Origin of the sequence: Arthrobacter sp. NPDC080073, assembly GCF_040686575.1 — a bacterium.
In the GTDB taxonomy this organism is placed as follows: domain Bacteria; phylum Actinomycetota; class Actinomycetes; order Actinomycetales; family Micrococcaceae; genus Arthrobacter.
This window is the reverse complement of the sequence record NZ_JBFBKR010000016.1, coordinates 21,506-41,463: the sequence shown is the minus strand read 5'-3', so window position 1 is coordinate 41,463 and position 19,958 is coordinate 21,506. Positions and strand designations below refer to the sequence as shown.

Below are 19,958 nucleotides of genomic sequence, written 5' to 3'. Positions count from 1 at the left end.
CGATATTTCGCTGAGGCAACGGATTTCGTAGAGTTGGGGGACTAATACTGTCAGCGCCTGCTGCTATCCATGTATTTGGTCATTCGCAGTATTTGGTCATTCGCAGTATTTAGTCATTCGCACTCATTCATTCGCGCACTCTCATTAAGGATCCGTGGGCATGCTTGTCACCCTGATACGGCGCTACTCCAAGCCGTATATGCCGCAGATACTGGCCGTTATCATCTTCCAGTTGGCGTCTACCATTGCCACCCTTTACCTTCCAAGCCTCAACGCAAAAATCATCGATGAAGGGGTATCCCGGGGGGATACCAACTACATCTGGCAAACCGGAGCCCTGATGCTCGCGGTCGCGCTCGGCCAGGTCATTGCGGCCATCGCGGGAGTCTATTTCGGCTCCCGCGTGGCCATGGCCATGGGCCGCGACTTGCGCAGGGACGTCTTCCGCAAGGTCAGCAGCTTTTCGGCCAAGGACGTCAACAGCTTCGGTGCACCCACGTTGATCACCCGCGGCACCAATGACGTCCAGCAAGTCCAAATGCTCATGCTGATGGGCCTGAACTTCATGGTGTCCACGCCCATCATGTGTGTTGGCGGCATCATCATGGCCTTGCGCGAGGACCTTAGCCTCTCCTGGCTCGTCTGGGTCTCGGTGCCTGTCCTCGTGGCCGTGGTCGGTTACCTCGTGGCCAGGCTCATGCCGCTCTTCCGCTCCATGCAGAAGAAGATCGACGCCATCAACGGCGTCCTGCGCGAACAGATCATCGGCATCCGCGTGGTCCGGGCCTTCGTCCGTGAACCGTACGAGGCCAAGCGCTTCGGCGACGCCAACAAGGACCTCACCCTGGTTTCAGTCAAGATCGGCAACCTGTTTGTCCTGATGTTCCCGGCCATCGGAATGATCCTGCACCTTTCCACGGCGGCAGTGCTGTGGTTCGGCGGCCAAAGGGTGGACGCGGGCAACATGCAGGTGGGCTCCCTGACAGCCTTCCTGCAGTACCTCCTGCAGATCCTCATGGCCGTCATGATGGGTACCTTCATGGCCATGATGATCCCCCGCGCCTCCGTGTGCGCGGACCGCATCGGCGAGGTTCTCGACGTCGAACCCTCCATCCACAATCCGAAGGCGCCAGTGGCGCCCGCCGAAAAGAAGGGGCGCGTCGAATTCCGCGACGTCACTTTCAAATACCCCGGTGCTGAAGCTCCCGTGTTGAGCAACATTTCCTTCACCGCGGAGCCGGGGCAGACCCTCGCGATCATCGGCTCCACCGGCGCAGGCAAGACCACCTTGGTGTCGCTGCTGCCGCGCCTGTACGACGTCGCGTCCGGGGACGTATTGCTCGACGGCGTCCCGGTCACTAGCCTGGACCGCGACGAAATCACCAGCCGGGTCGCCACCGTGCCGCAGAAGCCGTACTTGTTCTCCGGAACCATCGAACACAACCTGCGCTTCGGCAAGACCGACGCCACGGACCAGGAACTCTGGGATGCCCTGGAAACCGCCCAGGCCAAGGACTTCGTCATGGAAAAGTCTTCCGGCCTCAACCGTCGGGTAGCGCAGGGCGGCACCAACGTCTCCGGTGGCCAGAGGCAGCGCCTCTGCATCGCCCGGGCACTGGTGACGCAGCCCAAGGTCTACCTCTTCGATGATTCTTTCTCGGCCCTGGACGTGGCCACGGACGCCCGCCTTCGCAGGGCGCTGAAGGAAAAGACGCAGGATGCCACGGTCATCATCGTGGCCCAGCGCGTCTCGACCATTGCGGACGCGGACCAGATCCTGGTCCTGGACAACGGTAGAATCGTTGACCGCGGCACCCATGAAGAACTCCTGGAAACGTCACCCACGTACCAGGAGATCGTCGAATCCCAGCTGAGCGCGGAGGAAGTGGCATGAGCGGACAGAATCAGCAAAACGTCGCGGTAGCGGACGACGAGGACATCGAGGAAACCGAATACACCCCGGGCGAAGCCGACGGCGGCATGTTCGGCAACCTGCCGGCGAAGAAGGCCAAGGCTTTCGGACCGTCGGCCAAGCGGCTTCTCGGGCTGCTCAAGCCGGAGGCTGCAGGGGTCGTTTTCGTCATCGGCCTCGTGGTGGTCTCCGTCGTCCTGAATGTCATCGCCCCGAAGATCCTCGGCAGCGCCATGGACGTCATCTTCGGCGGCGTCATGGGTAAGCAATTGCCTCCCGGCGTGAGCCAAGCGGCCTTTGCCGAAGGACTCCGCCATGCCGGCCAGAACAACTTCGCGGACATGGTCTCCAAAATGGAGCTCACCAACGGGATCAACTTCTCCAAGCTCACGTTCCTGATCTCGATCGTGCTCTTGATGTACTTCGTGGCCAACATCTTCCTGTGGGCCCAGGGCTACATCCTGAACAAGATCGTCATGAAGGTCATCAACCGGCTCCGCAACGACGTCCAGGCCAAGCTCAACCGCTTGCCCCTGAACTACTTCGACACCCGCCAGCGCGGCGACATCCTCTCCCGGGTGACCAACGACGTCGACAACGTCCAGCAAGGGCTGCAGCAGGCGTTCGCGCAGTTGGTCAGTTCGGTGCTGACGGTCTTCGGCATCACCATCATGATGTTCATCGTTTCCTGGCAGCTCGCCCTGATCGCGCTGGTTGCCTTGCCGCTCTCCGGTGTCCTCGCCGGCGTGATCGGCTCGCGCAGCCAGAAGCTCTTCGCCGCCCAATGGAAGAACACCGGCTCGCTCAACGGCCAGATCGAGGAATCGTTCTCGGGCCACGAGCTCGTCAAAGTCTTCGGGCGCGACGCGGACATGCTTGAGCGCTTCGACGAACGCAACGAAGCCCTATACAAGGCCTCGTTCGGGGCACAGTTTGTTTCGGGCATCATCTTCCCGGCCATGAACTTCGTCTCGTACCTCAGCTACGTGGGCATCGCCGTCGTCGGTGGTTTGCGTGTGGCCTCCGGTTCCATGAGCCTTGGCGATGCCACTGCCTTCATCCAGTACTCGCGTGAATTCACCCAGCCGCTCGGCCAGATTGCCGGCATGGCCAACATGCTCCAGTCAGGTGTGGCTTCGGCTGAGCGCGTTTTCGAGTTCCTGGATGCCGATGAGGAAATGCCGGAGAACGCGGCCCGCCACTTGCCGCCGCGCACGGACGGCCACGTCGAGTTCGAGAACGTGTCCTTCAGCTACGTTGCCGACAAGCCGCTCATCGAGAACCTTTCCCTCAGCGCGGAGCCCGGACACACCGTGGCGATTGTCGGACCGACCGGTGCGGGCAAGACCACCCTGGTCAACCTCGTCATGCGGTTCTACGAGCTCAATTCGGGGCGTATCACCCTGGATGGCGTGGACATCAAGGAGCTGAGCCGTTCCGAGCTTCGCTCCAAGGTGGGAATGGTGCTCCAGGACGCCTGGCTGTTCGGCGGGACCATTTACGACAACATCAAGTACGGCAACCTCGACGCCACCGAGGAACAGATCATGGAGGCGGCCAAGGCGACCTACGTGGACCGCTTCGTGCGTGCCCTGCCGGACGGGTACCAGACCATCATCGACGAGGAGGGCAACAACGTCAGCGCCGGTGAGAAGCAGCTCATCACCATTGCGCGGGCCTTCGTTTCCGATCCCTCGCTGTTGATCCTGGACGAGGCCACGAGCTCCGTTGACACCCGTACCGAGTTGCTGTTGCAAAAGGCCATGGCTGCCCTTCGCACGGATCGCACCAGCTTTGTCATCGCCCACCGTTTGTCCACCATCCGCGACGCCGACACCATCCTGGTGATGGAAAACGGCAGCATCGTGGAGCAGGGCAACCACAACCAACTGCTCGCGTTGCAGGGCGCGTACTACCGCCTGTACATGTCGCAGTTTGCCGGTGAGGATGCCGAGGAAACCGTTGTGGATGACTCGACGGCGGTGCACAGCTGAGCCAGCGAATTACGGTACAAGTGCCGATGCGTTGGGGAGACATGGACGCGTACGGGCACATCAACAACGTCCAGATCGTGCGCATGCTCGAAGAAGCCCGCATCGCGGCCTTCGGTCCGCCGCGCGGTGCCGGACTCCCCGGAGTGGAAGCACCGGTCTCCGTTTTCGACTCTGTTGAAGACGGGGTCATGACCGTTGTGGTGGAGCACAAGGTACGGTATGTCCGGACCTTGGAGTACCGGAACATTCCGGCGGTTGTTGAGATCTGGGTCGGCGCCGTGAAGGGGGCCAGCTTTGACCTCAATTACGTCATCAAGGATCCCGTGACCGGCCAGGACTGCGTCAACGCCAGTACCCATCTGGCGTTCGTCGACGAGTCCACGGGCCGTGTCCGCAGGCTCACTCCCGAGCAGAAGCAGCAGTTGGAGCCGTATCGGGCCTAGCGAAGCATGGCAGCAGCGCCCTGTGCATTCCGGTGGCCGTAGAGTTTCCCCATGAAACTCGAGATCGTCGCCGTCGGTGCCCAGGGCGCTGCCGTCGCCGCCGAAGAAGGCGCAGACCGGATTGAACTTTGCACCGCGTTGGAGCTCGGTGGACTGACCCCGAGCCAAGGCCTCATGGATGCCGCGCAGGAAGCAGCCGACGGACGGCTGGAGATCCACCCGCTGATCCGCACCCGGCCGGGAGATTTCCTGTACTCCGACGCCGATGTGGACACCATGGCCCGCGAGATCTGGTTCCTGCTCAGCCAAGGAGCTCATGGGGTGGTGATCGGAGTGCTCACGGCCGCTGGTGATATCGACGTCCGGGCCACTCGAAAGCTCGCCGACAGGGCCTTGGAGACCAACTCCGAGGCCCAACTGACATTCCACCGGGCCATCGACCAAACCCCGGACCCGGCGGCCGCCGTCGAACAGCTCGTGGAACTTGGATTCACGCGGGTCCTCAGCTCCGGCGGCGCCGCCACAGTGGGGGAGGGGATCGCGACCCTTGAGCGCATGGTCCACCGGGCAGCGGGGCGGCTGGAAGTCATGGCGGGCGGGGGACTCGCCCTGGCCGATATCCCAGTCCTGCAGGCGGCAGGATTGAGCGCGGTCCACTTGTCAGCCAAGACCACGGTTTCCACGTGGAAGAACCCGGTTGGCGCTCCCGATACTCCGGCTACTTCAGACCCGACGGCGTACATGGTCACCAACCGGGATCTTGTCAGGGCCGCCCGCGCCGCCGCCTGGTGACACCCAACTGGCTCGCATTTGTTGTCGTTTTGGGCGCTGTAAACGACAACAAATGCGAGTCAGTTGGGCGGTTCCCTTTACACAGTGGCGACTTGGGTTAAAGATGGGTGAAGCATTGCGATCGAAAATAGCCTCCAGGAGTCATAAAGATGCAAAACCTGAGCTTCTCCACTATCACCCTGAACATGGCGGAGTTGGGCCCCATTAGCCCGTTACCCGTGGTCATGGCTGAACTGGACCAGCCATACAGAATCGGCGACGGCGTCCCGGAGGAACTCCAGGCTGCGGCCCGCTACGGGCAAGTTCCGAACATGTTCCCGTACTTGATGCAGGACGGCTACTCCCGCGAACGGACCGCCCACGACGTGCCCGCCGTCGTGCTTGAAAACAGCAAACTGCGTGCAGTTGTCCTCCCCACCTTGGGCGGCCGGCTGTGGGAGCTCTTCGACAAGGCGTCGGGAAAGCAGCTCCTCCACACCCACGGGACCCTGCAATTCGCCAACATCGCGTTGCGCAAGGCCTGGTTCGCCGGCGGGCTCGAATGGAACATCGGCACCCGCGGTCACTCGCCCACCACCTGCGATCCGCTGCACACCGCCATCGTCAAGACTCCCGAAGGCTACGACGTCCTGCGCATGTGGGAGTTCGAACGCCTCCGCGAGGTGGTTTTCCAAGTGGACATGTGGCTTCCTGAGGACTCGGGCGTCCTCCTCACGGCGGTCCGGATCAGGAACCCCCATGACCACGAGGTCCCCATGTACTGGTGGAGTAACGCCGCTGTTCCCGAGACGGCTGAAACGCGCGTGATCGCACCCGCGACGGAGGCTTTCGGTAGCGACTACACCACCGACATCGCCCGCATCCGGCCCACGGAACACCAAGGCACGGACGCCACCTGGCTGGTCAACAGCCCGCACGCCGCCGATTTCTTCTTCGACATCCAGCCCGGGCATCGTCATTGGATCACCGCTGTAGACCACGACGGCGACGGGCTGGCCATGCTGTCCACCAGCCTCCTGCGCGGGAAGAAGCTGTTCGTCTGGGGCCAGGGGGACGGCGGGAAGCGCTGGCAGGAATGGCTCAGTCCCGGGGCCGGGCCCTACGCGGAGATCCAAGCCGGTCTTGCGCAAACCCAGTTCGAGCATTTGGCCATGCCTGCCGGCGCCGAGTGGAGCTGGGTAGAGGCCTACGGCAACGCGAAGCTGGACCCCGCAACCTCCCACGGCCAGGACTGGGATGCAGCCGTGACCCACGCCAGTGCCCGGCTCGAAGAACTCGTCCCGAACGCGGAGCTAGAAGTCGCCCTCGCCGAAGCCGCGCGGAACTATGCTCTGCCCCCGGACAAGATGCTGGTGCGCGGCAGCGCTTGGGGTGCTTTGGAGGCTGCCCGACGGCGGCACTCAGGCCGCGGGTGGCTGGACGAAATCGGCACTCCCTTCGTTGATGAGGCAACCCCTGAGGCCATCGAGGAAACAGGTCCTTGGCACAGCCTGTTGGATGGAGCGAGTTTCCTGGGAGCCGCGAGTTTCGTGGCTGGAGCCGATTGGGAAGAACTGCTGGCCAAAGATGGCGGAGCGGAAGCGCAGTTCCACCTGGCCACGATGAAGCATGCCCGCCAGGACCTCCCCGGGGCGATCGCCGGATACGACGCCGCCCTGCTGACCGACGCCCTCTCGCCACGATCCACGGTCCTCGCCCACCGGGGCCGCGCCCTTGCGCTGTTAGCCACCGACAGGGCCGAGGAAGGCTTGGCCGAACTTGCCACGGCGAGCCGGCTGGAGCCCTCCAACCTCCCGCTGCTCAGTGAAGCCATGAACCTCAGCATCCGGCACGGAAACCCCGCCCAAGCACTCGCCTTGGTGAGCGAGGCACCTGCCGGGATGTCCGACGTCGGGCGCGTCCGCTTTCTAAGGGCCCTCGCCCTCGCGCGCGTCGGCAAAGGCGAGGAGGCGGCAGGGATTTTACGGGCCGGCGTCGAAATACCGGACATCCGGGAAGGAGAAGACGGGATCGCCGCCCTGTGGGAGGAAGTGTGCCCCACGGAGCCGGTGCCTGCCAGCTACCGCTTCGGAATGCACTAAGTTCCGGGGTGGACCGGCGCGGGACGCATGCGGCAGGACGCATGATGTGGGACGCATGTGGCAGAACGTATGAAGCGGGACGCATGTGGCGCGGGTGCTGGCTTTGCTGATGCCAGCACCAAGCCAAACCATGTAAGTTGGCATGGTGACTCCCTCCACCAAAACCCCACTGACCCGTGCCCCCGGTATCTCCAAGGAGATCGAAGATGCGGCGTGGTTCGTGCTGGGCCCGGGGCTGCAAGGCAAGGCTTCGGCGCTCGACGCCAGTACCCGCACTTGGACGGTGGACGCCGCCGGCGAGCTCCTGGAGCGCTTGGAACGCGGTGTCGGAGACGCCAAGGCACCCATGATGACCAACCTGCGCCAAAACCTGGAAGGGGCCTCCCGGGAGGCCAAGTTGCTCGCCGTCGAACTTCTCTTCCTGCAGTCCCTGCCTTTGGCACACGAGGTCAAATCCCTCAAGGTGAAGCGCGCCCGCGTTGCCGAAGCCGCGTCCTGGCTCGATCCGGAGCTCGAACTCCCCAAGGAGCTGTACCAGGGGATGACCGATCACGGCGTCATCCGTGACCGGACAGCGGAATTCAACTGGACCATCTGGGACCACCTCAGCTGGCTGTGCCGGTTCGTGGCGCACGTCGACGGCCAGTCCAACGCGAGCATCAACAAGGCCCTCAAGGACCCGCTGAAATTCCACGAACTCGCGGCGGCAACCCCCGAGGACCAGCCGGCCATCCGCCGCAGCATCGAGTACTTGGCGTGGCCCAGCTACTTCGAGCCCGTGGTCGCCGACGTTGAACGGCGTGAAATCCGGGACGCTTTCGCGTCGCTCGTTGGCGGCGCCCATGGCGAAACGGAAACCGACATCACCGCGGACGTCCACCGCATTCGGCTGTATCTGGACGAACAGGCCGGCCAGCGGATCGATTGGTACGACCGCCAGCTTGTCAGCCAGTGGCGCAAAGTGGGAGATCCCGGCCGCCGTGCCTGGCTGCTGCGCACGCACCAGGACTCCGCCGAGCTCCTCGCCGCTTGGCGGGACGAGGAAAAGGCAACGCTCGACGTCGAACACCTCCGCGAACTCTCCCCCGGCGTGACGGCAGGCCTGGTCCAGCATGCAGTGGACGAGGACTACAAGCACCTCGGCTACGTGGAGCGTGAGGACACAAAAACCGCTGTTTTCGCGTTCCTGACCGTGATGAAGCCCGGCGACCTTGCCCTGTTCCAGAACTCCGGAGCCATCAGGATCGGCGTGGTCCTGGGCGAGCCGGAACACAACGAGGACAACCGCCGGCTCCGCCGCAAAGTGCGTTGGTTCGATGAGACCCACCCCATTGCCGAGGCTCCGCGGCATGTCCAGCGCCAGCTCTCCACCTCGGGGATCGTCGTGGATGTCACCAGGGTCATCCAGTCGCTGCAGGCGCTCCTGCCCGCCGAAGCCGAATCCGACGGCGAGGAAGCCGCCGCCCCGGACGCCGTCGTCGAGCCCGTGATCGAGGGGTTCCGGCCCCTCACTGAAGAGTTCGCCGCGTCCCTCCACATGGAGCTCGAGCCGCTCACCGAGATTGCCGAGCTCCTGGAGGAGAACCGCCAACTGGTGCTCTACGGCCCTCCCGGAACGGGAAAGACCTACCTCGCCAAGCACTTGGCCGCCGAGCTCGCTGGCGACAGCACCGACGAGCGTGTGAAGCTGGTGCAGTTCCACCCGTCCTATGCGTACGAGGACTTCTTCGAGGGATACCGGCCCGACAAGACCGACGACGGCCAGGTTTCGTTCAAGCTCGTGGCCGGACCGCTGCGGCGCCTCGCGGAAGAAGCTGCGAAGCCCGGGAACTCCAACAAGCCGTACTTCCTGATCATCGACGAGATGAACCGGGCCAACTTGGCGAAAGTGTTCGGTGAGCTGTACTTCCTGCTGGAATACCGCGACGACCGCATCTACCTCCAGTACAGCCCCAACGAACCGTTCAGCCTGCCGGACAACCTCTACATCATCGGCACCATGAACACGGCGGACCGCTCTATCGCCATGATGGATGCCGCCATCCGCCGTCGCTTCGCGTTCGTGGAATTGCACCCGAAAGTGGAACCGATCCGCGGTTCGCTCCGGCGCTTCCTCACTGCCCGCGGCCTGGACACCCTCAACGCGGACCTGCTTGACGCCCTGAACGACTCCATCGACGACTGGGACCGCGACCTGATGATCGGCCCCTCCTATTTCATGAAGAGCGCGGCCCAGAACCCCGCCGGGCTGCGCCGGATCTGGAAGTACGAACTCATGCCGCTTCTGGAGGAGCACTACCACGGTCAGTTGAACCGGGCCCAGCTGGAGGAGCGCTTCGGTCTGGACCAGTTGTTGGGTCGACTTGCGGTCCGCTAAGACCGCGCCACCGCGTCCGGCCCGCGCCCCGGGAATCGGAAAGCCTGCGGTCCGCACTTCCACGAAGGCTCCGGCTGTCCGGCACATCGTCATGGACGAACTCTCCGGTGGCATCGTGGAAAAGCTTGATCCGGACGCCGCGGCCCTCCTCAACTCGAGCGGGCTCGCGAAGGCCTCACCCATGGGGATGGGCCTCTACCGCGTCGAGCCGGTGGGCAAGGTCGGGTCTGTGCGGACTCCGACCGTCCAGTTCGAGGTGCGGCCCAAGGGCCGCCTGGGCTTGAACCGGCTGCTGTTCCTCCTCAGCTACGCCGGGGACCAGGGCTTCCGCGAGGACTCCGTGGCCGCCGTCGAGCACAAGGACTTGTGGAGCGCCCTGGCCGAGTCTCTCGCCCAGTTGGCGGAGCGGGCCCTCAGCCGCGGTCCGCTGCAGGGCTATCTCACCGTGGACGAGTCCCTCCGGACGGTCAAGGGCCGCATCCGGATCTCGGACCAGATCTCACGCCGCCCCGGGATGCTGGTTCCGCTGGAAGTCTCCTATGACGAATTCACCGAGGACATTGCCGAAAACCGCATCCTGCGCGCCGCGCTCGAGCGGATGGGCAAGGTTCCCGGCGTCCGGCAGAACGTCCTGAGCCGCTTGCGGCAGCTCAAGGGAAAGCTCGACGCCGTCACGCGCCTGCAGTCGGGGGCGCCCCTCCCGCCGTGGCAGGCAAACCGGATGAATCTCCGCTACCACCCCGTCCTCCGCTTGGCGGAGCTCATCCTGCGGAATGCCTCTGCCGAAGCGGGCGAAGGGAAGCAGCAGGCCGCTTCGTTTGTCGTGGACATGTCCACTGTGTTTGAGGAATTCGTAGGTGTGGCTTTGCGGGCGGCCATGCGGTCACATCCGGGTGAAATGCGACTCCAATACGGTGCCACCCTCAACGAGGCCGTCCGGGATTCGGACCGGCTCACAGTGCGCCCGGACGCCGTCCATTTCCTGGGTGGCCGCCCCGTGGTGGTGTACGACTCCAAATACGCCGCAGCCACGGATTCCGGGGCGTCGTTGAACGCGGACCATTACCAACTCCTGGCCTACTGCACCGCCTTGCAAGTGCCCACGGCGTGGCTGGTCTATGCGGGCAAGGGAGAGATGAAGTTGCGTCGGATCCTCAACACGGACATCGACATTGTGGAGTACCCACTGGACTTGTCGCGGCCACCGGCGGAGATTCTTGCCGCCGTCGCGGACTTGGCCCAGCAGTCCTGGGGAGAAGTGGTGCGCCAGGCGCGCACGTGAGGTGCCTGCGTGTTCCGTCCGGGCCGCAGGGAGACTAGCCTGAAAGGGCAAGTCACCGCAGATGGAGGCATCATGCACGGCAAGAAAAAGAAGAAGACCTGGAAGGACATGACCCCCGGGCAACGGATGGGCGTGCTCGTGACGGGTGCAGGCCAGATGGCGTTGCTTATCGCCGCGCAACGCAGCATTTCCAAGACCCCGGAGGCCCAGATCAGGGGAAACAAGGCTATTTGGCGCGCTGCAAGCTTCATCAACTTCTTTGGGCCGCTGAGCTATTTCCTGTTCGGCCGTCGTCGAGGAACTGCGTGAGCTGATTCTCCAAAGCCGAACGGTCGCGCAGTTCGCATTCCCACACGGTGAGAACCTCCCATCCTGAGGCCCTCAGCAGTTCGCGCTGTCCGGCGTCGCGCTCCCGGGTCCGGTTGCGCTTGGCTGCCCAGAAATCCGCGTTGCCGGTCGGTGCGTGTTGGCCTGCCTTGCAATCATGGAAGTGCCAGAAGCATCCGTTCACGAATATCACCTTGCGCCGGCCTGCGAACACGAGATCCGGGCTGCCGGGCAACTTCCCGCCCGCGGCCCGGCCATGGAGGCGATACCGGTAACCCTTGGCATGCAAGAGCTGGCGGACCAAGAGCTCGGGCTTGGTGTTCTTGCCCCGGATCTTGGACATGTTCAGGCTGCGTTGCGCAGGCGTCAGCAGGTCGCGGCTCTCGCCCATATCCTCAGTCTACGCAGCGCCCCCCGCGACGCTCGCTCACGTATGTGGGCTTTTCCCGCGACGCTCGCGCACGTATCTGGCCCAAAACCAAATCCCTCGATCACATGATGTGAGCCGGGGTTGGTCGGGGGTGGCTTGTTTGTGAGCGGGGGTTGGTCGGGGGTGGCTTGTTTGTGAGCGGGGGTCAGGCCGGGACGCGGAACGTGAAGGTTGTTCCTTCGCCCGGGACACTCTCGAGGCCAATGGTCCCGCCATGGGCATCGACGATTGCCTTGCAGATGGAAAGCCCCAGACCGACGCCTTGAATGGCCGTATTGCGGACGTTTCCGGCCCTGAAATACCGGGTGAAGGCATCGGCGTGGTCCTGCTTGTCCATGCCCATGCCGGTGTCCTTGACGTGGCACACCAGCGCGTTTTCCTCTTGCCGCAGCGTGACGCGGACGTCGCCGCCGTCTGGAGAGTATTTGATGGCGTTGGAGATGAGGTTGTCCAGCACCTGGGAGATACGGTTGGCATCCACATGTGCCTCCAGGCGTTCCGGGGCGTCGATGTGAAGCCGCACCCCGCCGTCGTTCGCTTTCGGCTCGGCCGAGGCGACGCTCGACTTGACGAGTTCGGAAACGTCGACCGCGTGTGGCCGGACGATCATACGGCCCGAACGGACTGCCAAGAGGTCGGAGACGAGGGAGAGGAGCCGGTCCGCGTTTCGTTGCACAATCTCAAGTTGCTCCACCACCCAGGTGGGGAGGCTTTCGGCCTCTTCCAGCACAAGGTCCACGTACCCAGCGATGGACGTCAGCGGCGTGCGGAACTCATGGGAGACGTTCGAGACAAAATCGTCTTTCGCGGCGAGCGCGTCCACCAGGGCTGTGACGTCACCAAAAACGAGCACTGAACCCAAGTAGCTCCCGTCGCAGTCCTTCATGGACCGCGCGCTGGTGGTGAAGGCGCGCTGCTCCCTGCCCGTCCCGACCCAGACGAGGTAGTCCGTGAACTCTTGCCTCAAAGCAGCACGGCGCATCGGCCGCCGATCAGCCTCCGTGGGGGTCACTCGGTCCGCGTCGAAAACCAAAAGCTGTGGCTTGCCGTGGCGATCGGTGTCTCCAGAAGCCCCGAGCACTTGGTTCTCCCGCTGCTTGCGGTTCGCCATCATTTCGCGCCCGTCGGCGTCAATAACCACGACGCCAAGGTGGACCGTTTCAAGGATGGTCTTGAGCAATCGTTCCTTCTGCTGGCTGTCGTCCAGGGCCCGGAGCAGCGCGGCGTCCCTTTCCTCAAGACGCTTTTGCTGCATGACCATGCTCTGGGTCATAACGCTGATGGAAACGCCGATGCCGAGCATCATGATGGGGAACAGCAATCCACGCAGTAGATCCTGCGGCGTGTGCGTTCCATGGATGAATTGTGGCGCCCAGATCATGGCGAGCGGCCCCAGGAAGGAAACAACCAGGGCAGAGCGTCGATACAGCCCCGAGGCGCAGAGCCAAATGACGGGAAAGACGGTCAGGAGGCTGATTCCGATAGGGCTGTCTTGTCCTCCCTCACGGCCCAGCCCGATGGACACTATGTCCAGGAGCGGGATGGCCAGGAACGTCGGAGAAGGGAGTCTGTCCCAGGGAACGGCGTGGCAGAGGAGCCAGACAGCAGCTTGGGTAGCCAGAAAGATGACGAAAAGGGGATTGCCGGGCGTCGCAGGGAAATAGAGGGCCACTAGTACCGCGGCGAGGCACACTGTCACAGTCAGCGGCAATTGGCTGAGTGCAACGCGATCCTTGAGTGAGTACTCATGGAGGGCGTGCTGAAAGAACATCACCCGGCCGCTTTTGGCATCCCATTCAAACGGACGTTTCATGAGGCCGGAATTCGCATTTGTTCTGGGTCCCGTCGCATGCCAGAAAGGATACCGGCAGCCCGATATACTTCCATTCGTAGCGGGCAGGGAGGGCTGCAGATGACTGAATTACGGGTTGGGCTTGTCATAGAAGACGATCACGACATCCGGGAATTGGTCCGCGTCGTCCTCAGCCAGGCCGGCTTCGAGGTTCACTTGGCGACGAGCGGGGCAGCCGGAATCCGGGCAGCGCGTGATTTAAGGCCGCACGTCATCACCCTGGACTTGGGCCTGCCGGATATTGATGGTTTCGAGGTGGCACGCCAGGTCCGGAACTTTTCCGATGCATATATCGTCATGTTGACGGCCAGGGCCGACGAGCTGGATACGCTCCTGGGCTTGGAATCCGGCGCTGACGACTATTTGACCAAGCCTTTCCGGCCCCGCGAGCTTCGTGCCAGGGTAGCAGCCATGATGCGCCGCCCGCGCTCCGGAGCCACGGCAATACATTCAGGAGAGGCGCCTTCCCAGCGGACTTTCCAGCACAACGGGCTGGTATTCAGTTACGCGACGCGGACCGTTTCGATCGACGGCCAGGACGTACGGTTGACCCCCACGGAGTTCGACCTCCTGCACTCATTGCTAGAGGCAGGCCGCACCGTCTTGAGCAAAGCGGACCTGGTGCGCCGCCTCCGGAATGAACCTTACGACGTCGGGAACTACTTGAGCGACGCCGACGAACGGTCCGTCGAAGTCCACATCGGCAACCTTCGCCGCAAGCTCGGGGACGACGCGCAGAACCCGCGCTGGCTGCAAACAGTCCGCGGCGTTGGCTATCGGCTCGCGCCCGCAAGAACGTGAGCGGGCGTTGGGGAATTTGCCGTCAGATGTGAGCGAGCGTTGGGAATTTGGGTGCACCGACGTCCTCACAGCTCCACGCTGACCGTCCGTGGCGCTTGGAAGGACAACAGGCGGAGCCATTCGGGGTTCGGTTCCGCCAAGCGAACGCTTTGCAGCGCTGCCGCAGTTTCCTGCACGACGACGGCGGCCTCCAGTTCCGCGAGCTTCGCACCAAGGCAACGGTGAATTCCTGAGCCGAACGCCAGCCCGTATGCCGTGGGACCCAGCTCCGGCAACGGGTGGTTCCCTGTGAGTTCCAAGAGGATTTCAGCGCCGGCGGGTATGGCTTCGCCATCGAAGACCGTGTCTTTTGCCGCAATCCGACGCCATGTAGGAACGGAAGATTCCGTGGCCAAAATGTGCCGGATGAGATCCCGGGCCACGGTGCCGGAAGAGGCGTCCTTCCAGGCAAAGCCGACTGATCCCTCGGCAAGCCGGAAGAGTGCCGTACTGATGAGCTGAGTGGTGGTTTCCTGCCCTGCGATGAGCAGGAAGTAGCCGAGGGAGCAGATCTCGGGAGTGCTGAGACCGTGTTCCGCCAAGGCGCTGAAGAGATTCCGCCCGGGCGAGGCCACTGCCTCGAGGACGAGTTCCCGCAGCCAGCCGTAGAAATCGCCCGCGCTGTGTGCCAGTTCCAGTTGCCGCTCGGGATCCGGCGAGCCCCAGAAGAGTTCCAAAGAGTCCAGGCTCCAGGCTTTCAGCTCCGGAAGGTCGCGCACCGGGAGACCCAGAAGCTCCAACATCACGATCGCCGGCGGGTACGCGGCTACGGCCTGCACCAGATCCACCTGCCCGTCCACCTTCAGCAGCCCGGCCGCCGTCGCAGCCGCTTCCCGCGCGATGCCGCGAATACGTGGCTCGAAAGCACCAACCGTTGCCGGGGTAAAGAATCCGGCCACCACCTTGCGGATCCCAGCATGGGAATCGCTGTGGTTGCTTGCCAGCACGGGCGGCAAGGCGAAGCGGGCACGCTGCAGGGCGCGCAAGGACGGTCCGGACAACGGAGTCACGGCGATGAGGGCGTTCGCCGGGCTGAAGTCTTCCGGCCGGTGCAGGACCTCCCGAACCGCCGCGGGCTCCCGCAGCACGATATACGGGCACGTCCGGGCGCTGGCAGAAGCGGCCGTCACGACCAGGCCCCGTTCAAGCAGTCCAAACCGCTCAACCAGTGCACGCTTGCTTCCCGGAAAGTCACCGGCGGGAGATCAGTGGCACGCTCGGGAAGCACCCCAAGAAGCGGTCGCATCCCGCCGAGCGTCGCGCGGTTGCCGTGTTCCAGGACGCCCGGTTCGTCCGGCCAGGTTCCGAGAATCACGCCATGGATGCCCAGGTCCCTGCGTTCCAGGGCCTCGAGCGTCAGCGCCGTATGGTTCAGGGTTCCCAAGGCAGGGCGAGCAACCACTACAAAAGTCGCATCGCTTCCAAGGTGACTGCCCAGATCTGCCAGCGTGCCGCCGTCGGGGTCCAGCTCCACGAGGAGACCGCCGGAACCCTCCACCAGGACGTGGTCATGCGTGCCGGCCAGCTCCCGGACGCGCGTGGCGTGGTCCGCCAGCGAGGGCAGCGTGACTCCGTCAAGCGCGGCTGCGGGCACCGGCGCGAGGGGTTCTTGAAGTACGACGCCGGCCTCGGCCGTGAGTGGTCCGGCCAAGCGGGTGATTTCGGTGCAGTCGGAGTCGCCCGCCACGTCGCCGCTCTGGCAAGGTTTGTAGACGGCCACAGACCGGCCGCCGGCCTGCAACGCTGACGCAAGTGCCGCCGTCGCGACCGTCTTGCCGACGCCGGTGTCCGTTCCGGTGACCAACACTATTGGTGGCAGTTTCATGGTGTTTCCTCCAGAATGCCGCGCAACGTTGCGCACGCGTAGTCGATGTCGTGGGGAGTCAGGGTGGCGCGTGCCGTCAGCCGGAGGCGCGAGACGCCGTCGGGAACCGATGGCGGGCGGAAGCAGCCGATTCGGACACCCGCCCGGTGTGCAGCCTGGCTCGCCGCAAATGCGGCAGCGGCGGAGGGCATGGGGATGGATTGCACGGCACCGGCCTGTTGGAAGGGCTCGTCGGCGGTGCCTCTCCGCTGCAGAAAATGCGCCAGTCCCGCAGTGAGGCTGGCAGCGTTCCGATGGACAGCCGCCGCACGCCACGGTTCCGCCCGGATGATTCCGACGGCGGCCAGCGCAGCGGCGGCCGACGATGGCGCAAGCCCGGTGTCGAAAATGAAGCTGCGGGCCCTGTTGACGAGGTGTTCGCGAAGCGGGGGACTGCCAAGCACGGCACCACCCTGGCTGCCTAGCGACTTGGAAAGCGTCGCGGTCAACACCACGTTGGGGTGCCCCGCAAGGTCCGTCCCGGCCACCGAGCCGAAGCCCTGAAACTCGCCGTGGCCCGCAACACCGAGGCTGTGAGCTTCGTCCACGAGGAGCATCGCGTCGTGCTCTTCGGCGAGGGCCAGCAGCTGGGGGAGCGGGGCGGCGTCGCCGAAGACACTGTAGATGGACTCGACCGCGATCAAGGCGCGGGGTTCGGATCGGGTGCGCAGCTGGTGCCCGGTTGCGCCGAGATCGTTGTGCGGAACCGTTTCCACCTTCGATCGGCTGAGCCGGAAACCGTCAAGCAGCGAAGCGTGGCAATGTTCGTCGGCAACGATGAGGGTCCCGGGGCTGCCGAGCGCCGTCGTGACGCCCAGATTGGCCAAGTAACCGGACGAGAAGACCAACGCTGATTCCATGCCTGTCAGCTCCGCGAGCCCGGATTCGAGCTCCAGGTGCAGCGCAGTGGTTCCGGCAACCAGCCGCGACGACGTGGCACCGGTTCCCCAGCGGCCGATCGCTTCCCGGGCAGCCTCTGCCAGTCGGGGATCCGTCGCGAGGCCAAGATAGTCGTTGCTGGCCAGATCCACCTCCGGGTCCTCACCGACGCGCGTCGTGGGCGTGCGGACAAGGCCCCGGCGCGCGCGGACCGCGGCCTGCTGTTCCAACCACGCGGTCATGGACCTGCTCATGGGCCGTGCACCTCGGTCACGGCCGCCACCATGCCTTCGGCCATCCGCCGGACCTCCTCGGCGGAGCTGACATATGGCGGCATCGCGTAAACAAGGTTCCGGAACGGCCGCAGCCACACTCCGTGCCCGACGGCGGCACTCGTCACTGCGGCGACGTCCACGTCCATGTTCAACTCGAGGACGCCGACGGCGCCGATCGTGCGGACCTCCTTGACGGCGTCGAGCGCATTGGCGGCTTCGAGGGAGGCCGCCAGGCCCGAGCCGATCCGGCCCACATCGCTGCGCCAGGCGCCGTCGTCCAGAATGCCCAAGCTCGCATTGGCCACGGAACACGCAAGCGGATTGCCCATGAACGTGGGTCCGTGCAGCAAGGCACCCACACCGCCGCTCGAAACGCGGGCCGCCACCTCGCCCGTGCAGAGCATCGCGGCGAGCGTGAGGTAACCGCCGGTGAGGGCCTTGCCGACGCACATGATGTCCGGAACCACGCTGGCATGTTGCGCGGCGAACAACTCACCGGTCCGGCCGAAGCCGGTGGCGATTTCGTCGAGGATCAGGAGGATCCCGTGCCGGTCGGCGATGTCGCGGAGTATGCGCAGGCACTCGGCGGCGTAAATGAACATGCCGCCGGCGCCTTGCAGCACGGGCTCCACGATGATCGCGGCCAGTTCATTCGTGTGTTCCGCCGCCAGGTCCTCGACGTGCGCTCGCCACTCCGCGATTTCCCCGGGCGACGCGCCCGCGGCGGGCGGTCTCGGGGCGAACACATTGGCTGCGAGCAGCCCGGGGAACGCCGAATGCATGCCGTCCACGGGGTCGCACACGCCCATCGCGGCGAAGGTATCGCCGTGGTAAGCTCCGCGGATGCTGAGGAATCGTTGCCTCTTGGGGAACCCCGAAGCCGTCTGGAATTGCACCGCCAGCTTAAGCGCCACCTCCACAGACACCGATCCCGAATCCGCCAGGAAAACCCGCTCCAACCGGGGCCTATCCGCTGCGGAAGGAGCCATGGTAACCAGCCTTTCGGCCAGTTCGACGGCGGGTTCATGGGTGAGGCCGCCGAACATCACATGGCTGAACATGTCCAGTTGACGCTTCGCCGCGGCGTCCAGGACGGAATTCCGGTAGCCATGGATGACTGCCCACCAGGAGGACATGGCATCGAGCACCTCATGGCGCCGGCCGGTTTCGTCGCGGAGCCGCAGCGTCACGCCGTCGGCGGCTTCGACTTCCCACAACTGCAGCGTCCGCGACGCCGGAGCGTACGGATGCCAGAGGCTTGCACGGTCACGCTGGATGAGGTCGCGCTGGATGATGCTCATGGCGCGATCCGGCCGTGGCGCGAGCATTCAGCGGTCCAGCCGAGCGGCGTGACCTGGACTTTCATGCGGCGCCGGCATTGGGCGCAATAGCGTGGGGGTTCCATCGCGAGGCGCTGCCGGCAGCTCTGGTGAGCGTCCGACGTCGGGCGCCCGCCTTGGGTTGCCGGGTCGCCTTGCGGGGCGGGTCCGCCTTGCCCGGCGGCCTCGCCGCAGTGCCCGCAGAAGCTTGCCGTGTCGGTGTTTGGAACGGTCGTGCTCACAGCGACTTCTGGAGTTCCTTGATGGGCATGTTCAGCTCCACGAGGAGGTTGAGGTCCGCGTCGGCGGGACGGCCCAGGGTGGTGAGGTAGTTGCCGACGATGACCGCGTTGATGCCGCCCATGAGCCCTTCGCGGGTGCCGAGGTCGCCCAGGGTGAGTTCGCGCCCGCCGGCGTAACGCAGCACGGTCCGGGGCATGGCGAGGCGGAACGCCGCGATCGCGCGGAGGGCGTCTTTGCCGTCCATGATTCCCTGGTTTTCGAGTGGCGTTCCGGGACGCGGATTGAGGAAGTTCAGCGGGACTTCATGGGGTTCGAGGGCTGCGAGCTGGCTGGCGAGTTCGGCCCGCTGGGCGGCGGTTTCGCCCATGCCGATCAGGGCTCCGCAGCAAAGTTCCATGCCGGCTGCCTTGACCATGTTGCAGGTGTCGAGGCGTTCCTCGTAGCTGTGGGTGGTGACGACTTCGGGGAAGTAGCTGCGCGCCGTTTCGAGGTTGTGGTTGTAGCGGTGGACGCCCCACTCGGCGAGTTGATCCACTTGGCGCTGGGTGAGCATGCCCAAGGAACAGGCGATGTTGATGTCCACTTCCGCGTTTATGCGGTTGATCGCGAACTTGATCTGGTTCATGAGCTTGATGTCCGGGCCGCGGACAGCAGCAACGATGCAAAACTCGGTGGCCCCGGTGGCCGCGGTTTCCTTGGCGGCCTTCACGAGCTCGGGAATGTCGAGCCACACGCCCCGGACCGGACTGTCAAACAGGCCCGATTGGCTGCAGAAATGGCAGTCCTCGGGGCATCCTCCGGTCTTGATGGAGATGATTCCCTCTACTTCCACGTCCTCGCCGCAGTGCTCTATGCGGACTTCGTGGGCAAGCTGCAGGGCTTCCGGGATGGCCTCGTCCGGAAGCTCCAGGATCTCGAGCAGCTGGGATTCGCTAAGGCCCTCGCCTTTGGCAAGGACTTGCTCGCGGGCTGTTTCCAGAATCGGATAAGTGGACGTACGCCTTGGGTTTGGCTGGGTGGTCATGGTGCTCCTCGGCCGCTACTTGCA

At 64.3% G+C, this 19,958-nt stretch carries 16 protein-coding genes; 9 read left to right on the top strand and 7 right to left on the bottom strand.

Features of this window, described 5'->3' with window-relative positions; translation table 11 throughout:
• Nucleotides 1–160: 160 nt before the first annotated feature.
• The 8 genes from AB0O52_RS16950 to AB0O52_RS16915 all read left to right on the top strand — a co-directional run bounded on the left by AB0O52_RS16950 (nt 161) and on the right by AB0O52_RS16915 (nt 11,190).
• Nucleotides 161–1,894, top strand: a complete 1,734-nt coding sequence (locus AB0O52_RS16950; protein ID WP_364539787.1) for an ABC transporter ATP-binding protein — start codon at nt 161–163, stop codon at nt 1,892–1,894.
• Nucleotides 1,891–3,906 carry an ABC transporter ATP-binding protein gene (locus AB0O52_RS16945; RefSeq protein WP_364539785.1) on the top strand — a complete coding sequence of 672 codons (2,016 nt, stop codon included), beginning with the start codon at nt 1,891–1,893 and terminating at the stop codon, nt 3,904–3,906. The genes AB0O52_RS16950 and AB0O52_RS16945 overlap by 4 nt, the downstream gene beginning before the upstream one ends.
• A 26-nt stretch (nt 3,907–3,932) precedes the next feature.
• Nucleotides 3,933–4,349 (top strand): thioesterase family protein, encoded by a 417-nt coding sequence (locus tag AB0O52_RS16940; RefSeq protein ID WP_364539782.1) that lies wholly within the window; start codon nt 3,933–3,935, stop codon nt 4,347–4,349.
• A 51-nt stretch (nt 4,350–4,400) separates the two neighbouring features.
• The gene (locus AB0O52_RS16935; RefSeq protein ID WP_364539779.1) at nt 4,401–5,141 is read left to right on the top strand and encodes a copper homeostasis protein CutC; all 741 of its coding nucleotides are present in this window, start codon (nt 4,401–4,403) and stop codon (nt 5,139–5,141) included.
• A gap of 149 nt (nt 5,142–5,290) precedes the next feature.
• A complete protein-coding gene (locus AB0O52_RS16930) occupies nt 5,291–7,222 on the top strand; it encodes a DUF5107 domain-containing protein (RefSeq protein WP_364539776.1) in 1,932 nt (643 codons plus the stop codon).
• A gap of 142 nt (nt 7,223–7,364) precedes the next feature.
• Entirely contained in the window at nt 7,365–9,599 is a 2,235-nt protein-coding gene (locus AB0O52_RS16925) for an AAA family ATPase (RefSeq protein WP_364539773.1), read from the top strand.
• Nucleotides 9,600–9,690: 91 nt separating this feature from the next.
• Nucleotides 9,691–10,881, top strand: a complete 1,191-nt coding sequence (locus AB0O52_RS16920; protein ID WP_364539930.1) for an McrC family protein — start codon at nt 9,691–9,693, stop codon at nt 10,879–10,881.
• A 72-nt stretch (nt 10,882–10,953) separates the two neighbouring features.
• Nucleotides 10,954–11,190, top strand: coding sequence for a PLDc N-terminal domain-containing protein (locus AB0O52_RS16915; RefSeq protein ID WP_364539770.1), 237 nt, complete (start codon nt 10,954–10,956; stop codon nt 11,188–11,190).
• Here AB0O52_RS16915 and AB0O52_RS16910 read toward each other — a convergent pair.
• Together AB0O52_RS16910 and AB0O52_RS16905 are read right to left on the bottom strand one after the other, a co-directional pair.
• The gene (locus AB0O52_RS16910) at nt 11,132–11,599 is read right to left on the bottom strand and encodes a very short patch repair endonuclease (RefSeq protein ID WP_364539767.1); all 468 of its coding nucleotides are present in this window, start codon (nt 11,597–11,599) and stop codon (nt 11,132–11,134) included. The two genes, AB0O52_RS16915 and AB0O52_RS16910, sit on opposite strands and share 59 nt — an antisense overlap.
• A 184-nt stretch (nt 11,600–11,783) precedes the next feature.
• Entirely contained in the window at nt 11,784–13,451 is a 1,668-nt protein-coding gene (locus tag AB0O52_RS16905) for a PAS domain-containing sensor histidine kinase (protein WP_364539764.1), read from the bottom strand.
• A gap of 99 nt (nt 13,452–13,550) precedes the next feature.
• On the opposite strand from AB0O52_RS16905, the gene AB0O52_RS16900 reads away from it, so the two are divergent.
• A complete protein-coding gene (locus AB0O52_RS16900; protein WP_364539762.1) occupies nt 13,551–14,291 on the top strand; it encodes a response regulator transcription factor in 741 nt (246 codons plus the stop codon).
• Between the two features lie 65 nt (nt 14,292–14,356).
• Here AB0O52_RS16900 and AB0O52_RS16895 read toward each other — a convergent pair whose 3' ends face one another.
• The 5 genes from AB0O52_RS16895 to bioB all read right to left on the bottom strand — a co-directional run bounded on the left by AB0O52_RS16895 (nt 14,357) and on the right by bioB (nt 19,934).
• Nucleotides 14,357–15,460, bottom strand: a complete 1,104-nt coding sequence (locus tag AB0O52_RS16895) for a cytochrome P450 (protein ID WP_364539759.1) — start codon at nt 15,458–15,460, stop codon at nt 14,357–14,359.
• Nucleotides 15,457–16,155 carry a dethiobiotin synthase gene (bioD, locus tag AB0O52_RS16890; RefSeq protein WP_364539756.1) on the bottom strand — a complete coding sequence of 233 codons (699 nt, stop codon included), beginning with the start codon at nt 16,153–16,155 and terminating at the stop codon, nt 15,457–15,459. Before bioD ends, AB0O52_RS16895 begins: the two co-directional genes overlap by 4 nt.
• Nucleotides 16,152–17,327: an 8-amino-7-oxononanoate synthase gene (locus AB0O52_RS16885; protein ID WP_364539753.1), complete on the bottom strand. Its 1,176-nt coding sequence runs from the start codon at nt 17,325–17,327 to the stop codon at nt 16,152–16,154. Before AB0O52_RS16885 ends, bioD begins: the two co-directional genes overlap by 4 nt.
• Nucleotides 17,324–18,649 carry an adenosylmethionine--8-amino-7-oxononanoate transaminase gene (locus AB0O52_RS16880; RefSeq protein ID WP_364539751.1) on the bottom strand — a complete coding sequence of 442 codons (1,326 nt, stop codon included), beginning with the start codon at nt 18,647–18,649 and terminating at the stop codon, nt 17,324–17,326. The genes AB0O52_RS16885 and AB0O52_RS16880 overlap by 4 nt, the downstream gene beginning before the upstream one ends.
• A 256-nt stretch (nt 18,650–18,905) precedes the next feature.
• Nucleotides 18,906–19,934 carry a biotin synthase BioB gene (gene bioB / locus AB0O52_RS16875; protein WP_364539749.1) on the bottom strand — a complete coding sequence of 343 codons (1,029 nt, stop codon included), beginning with the start codon at nt 19,932–19,934 and terminating at the stop codon, nt 18,906–18,908.
• Nucleotides 19,935–19,958 lie beyond the last annotated feature (24 nt).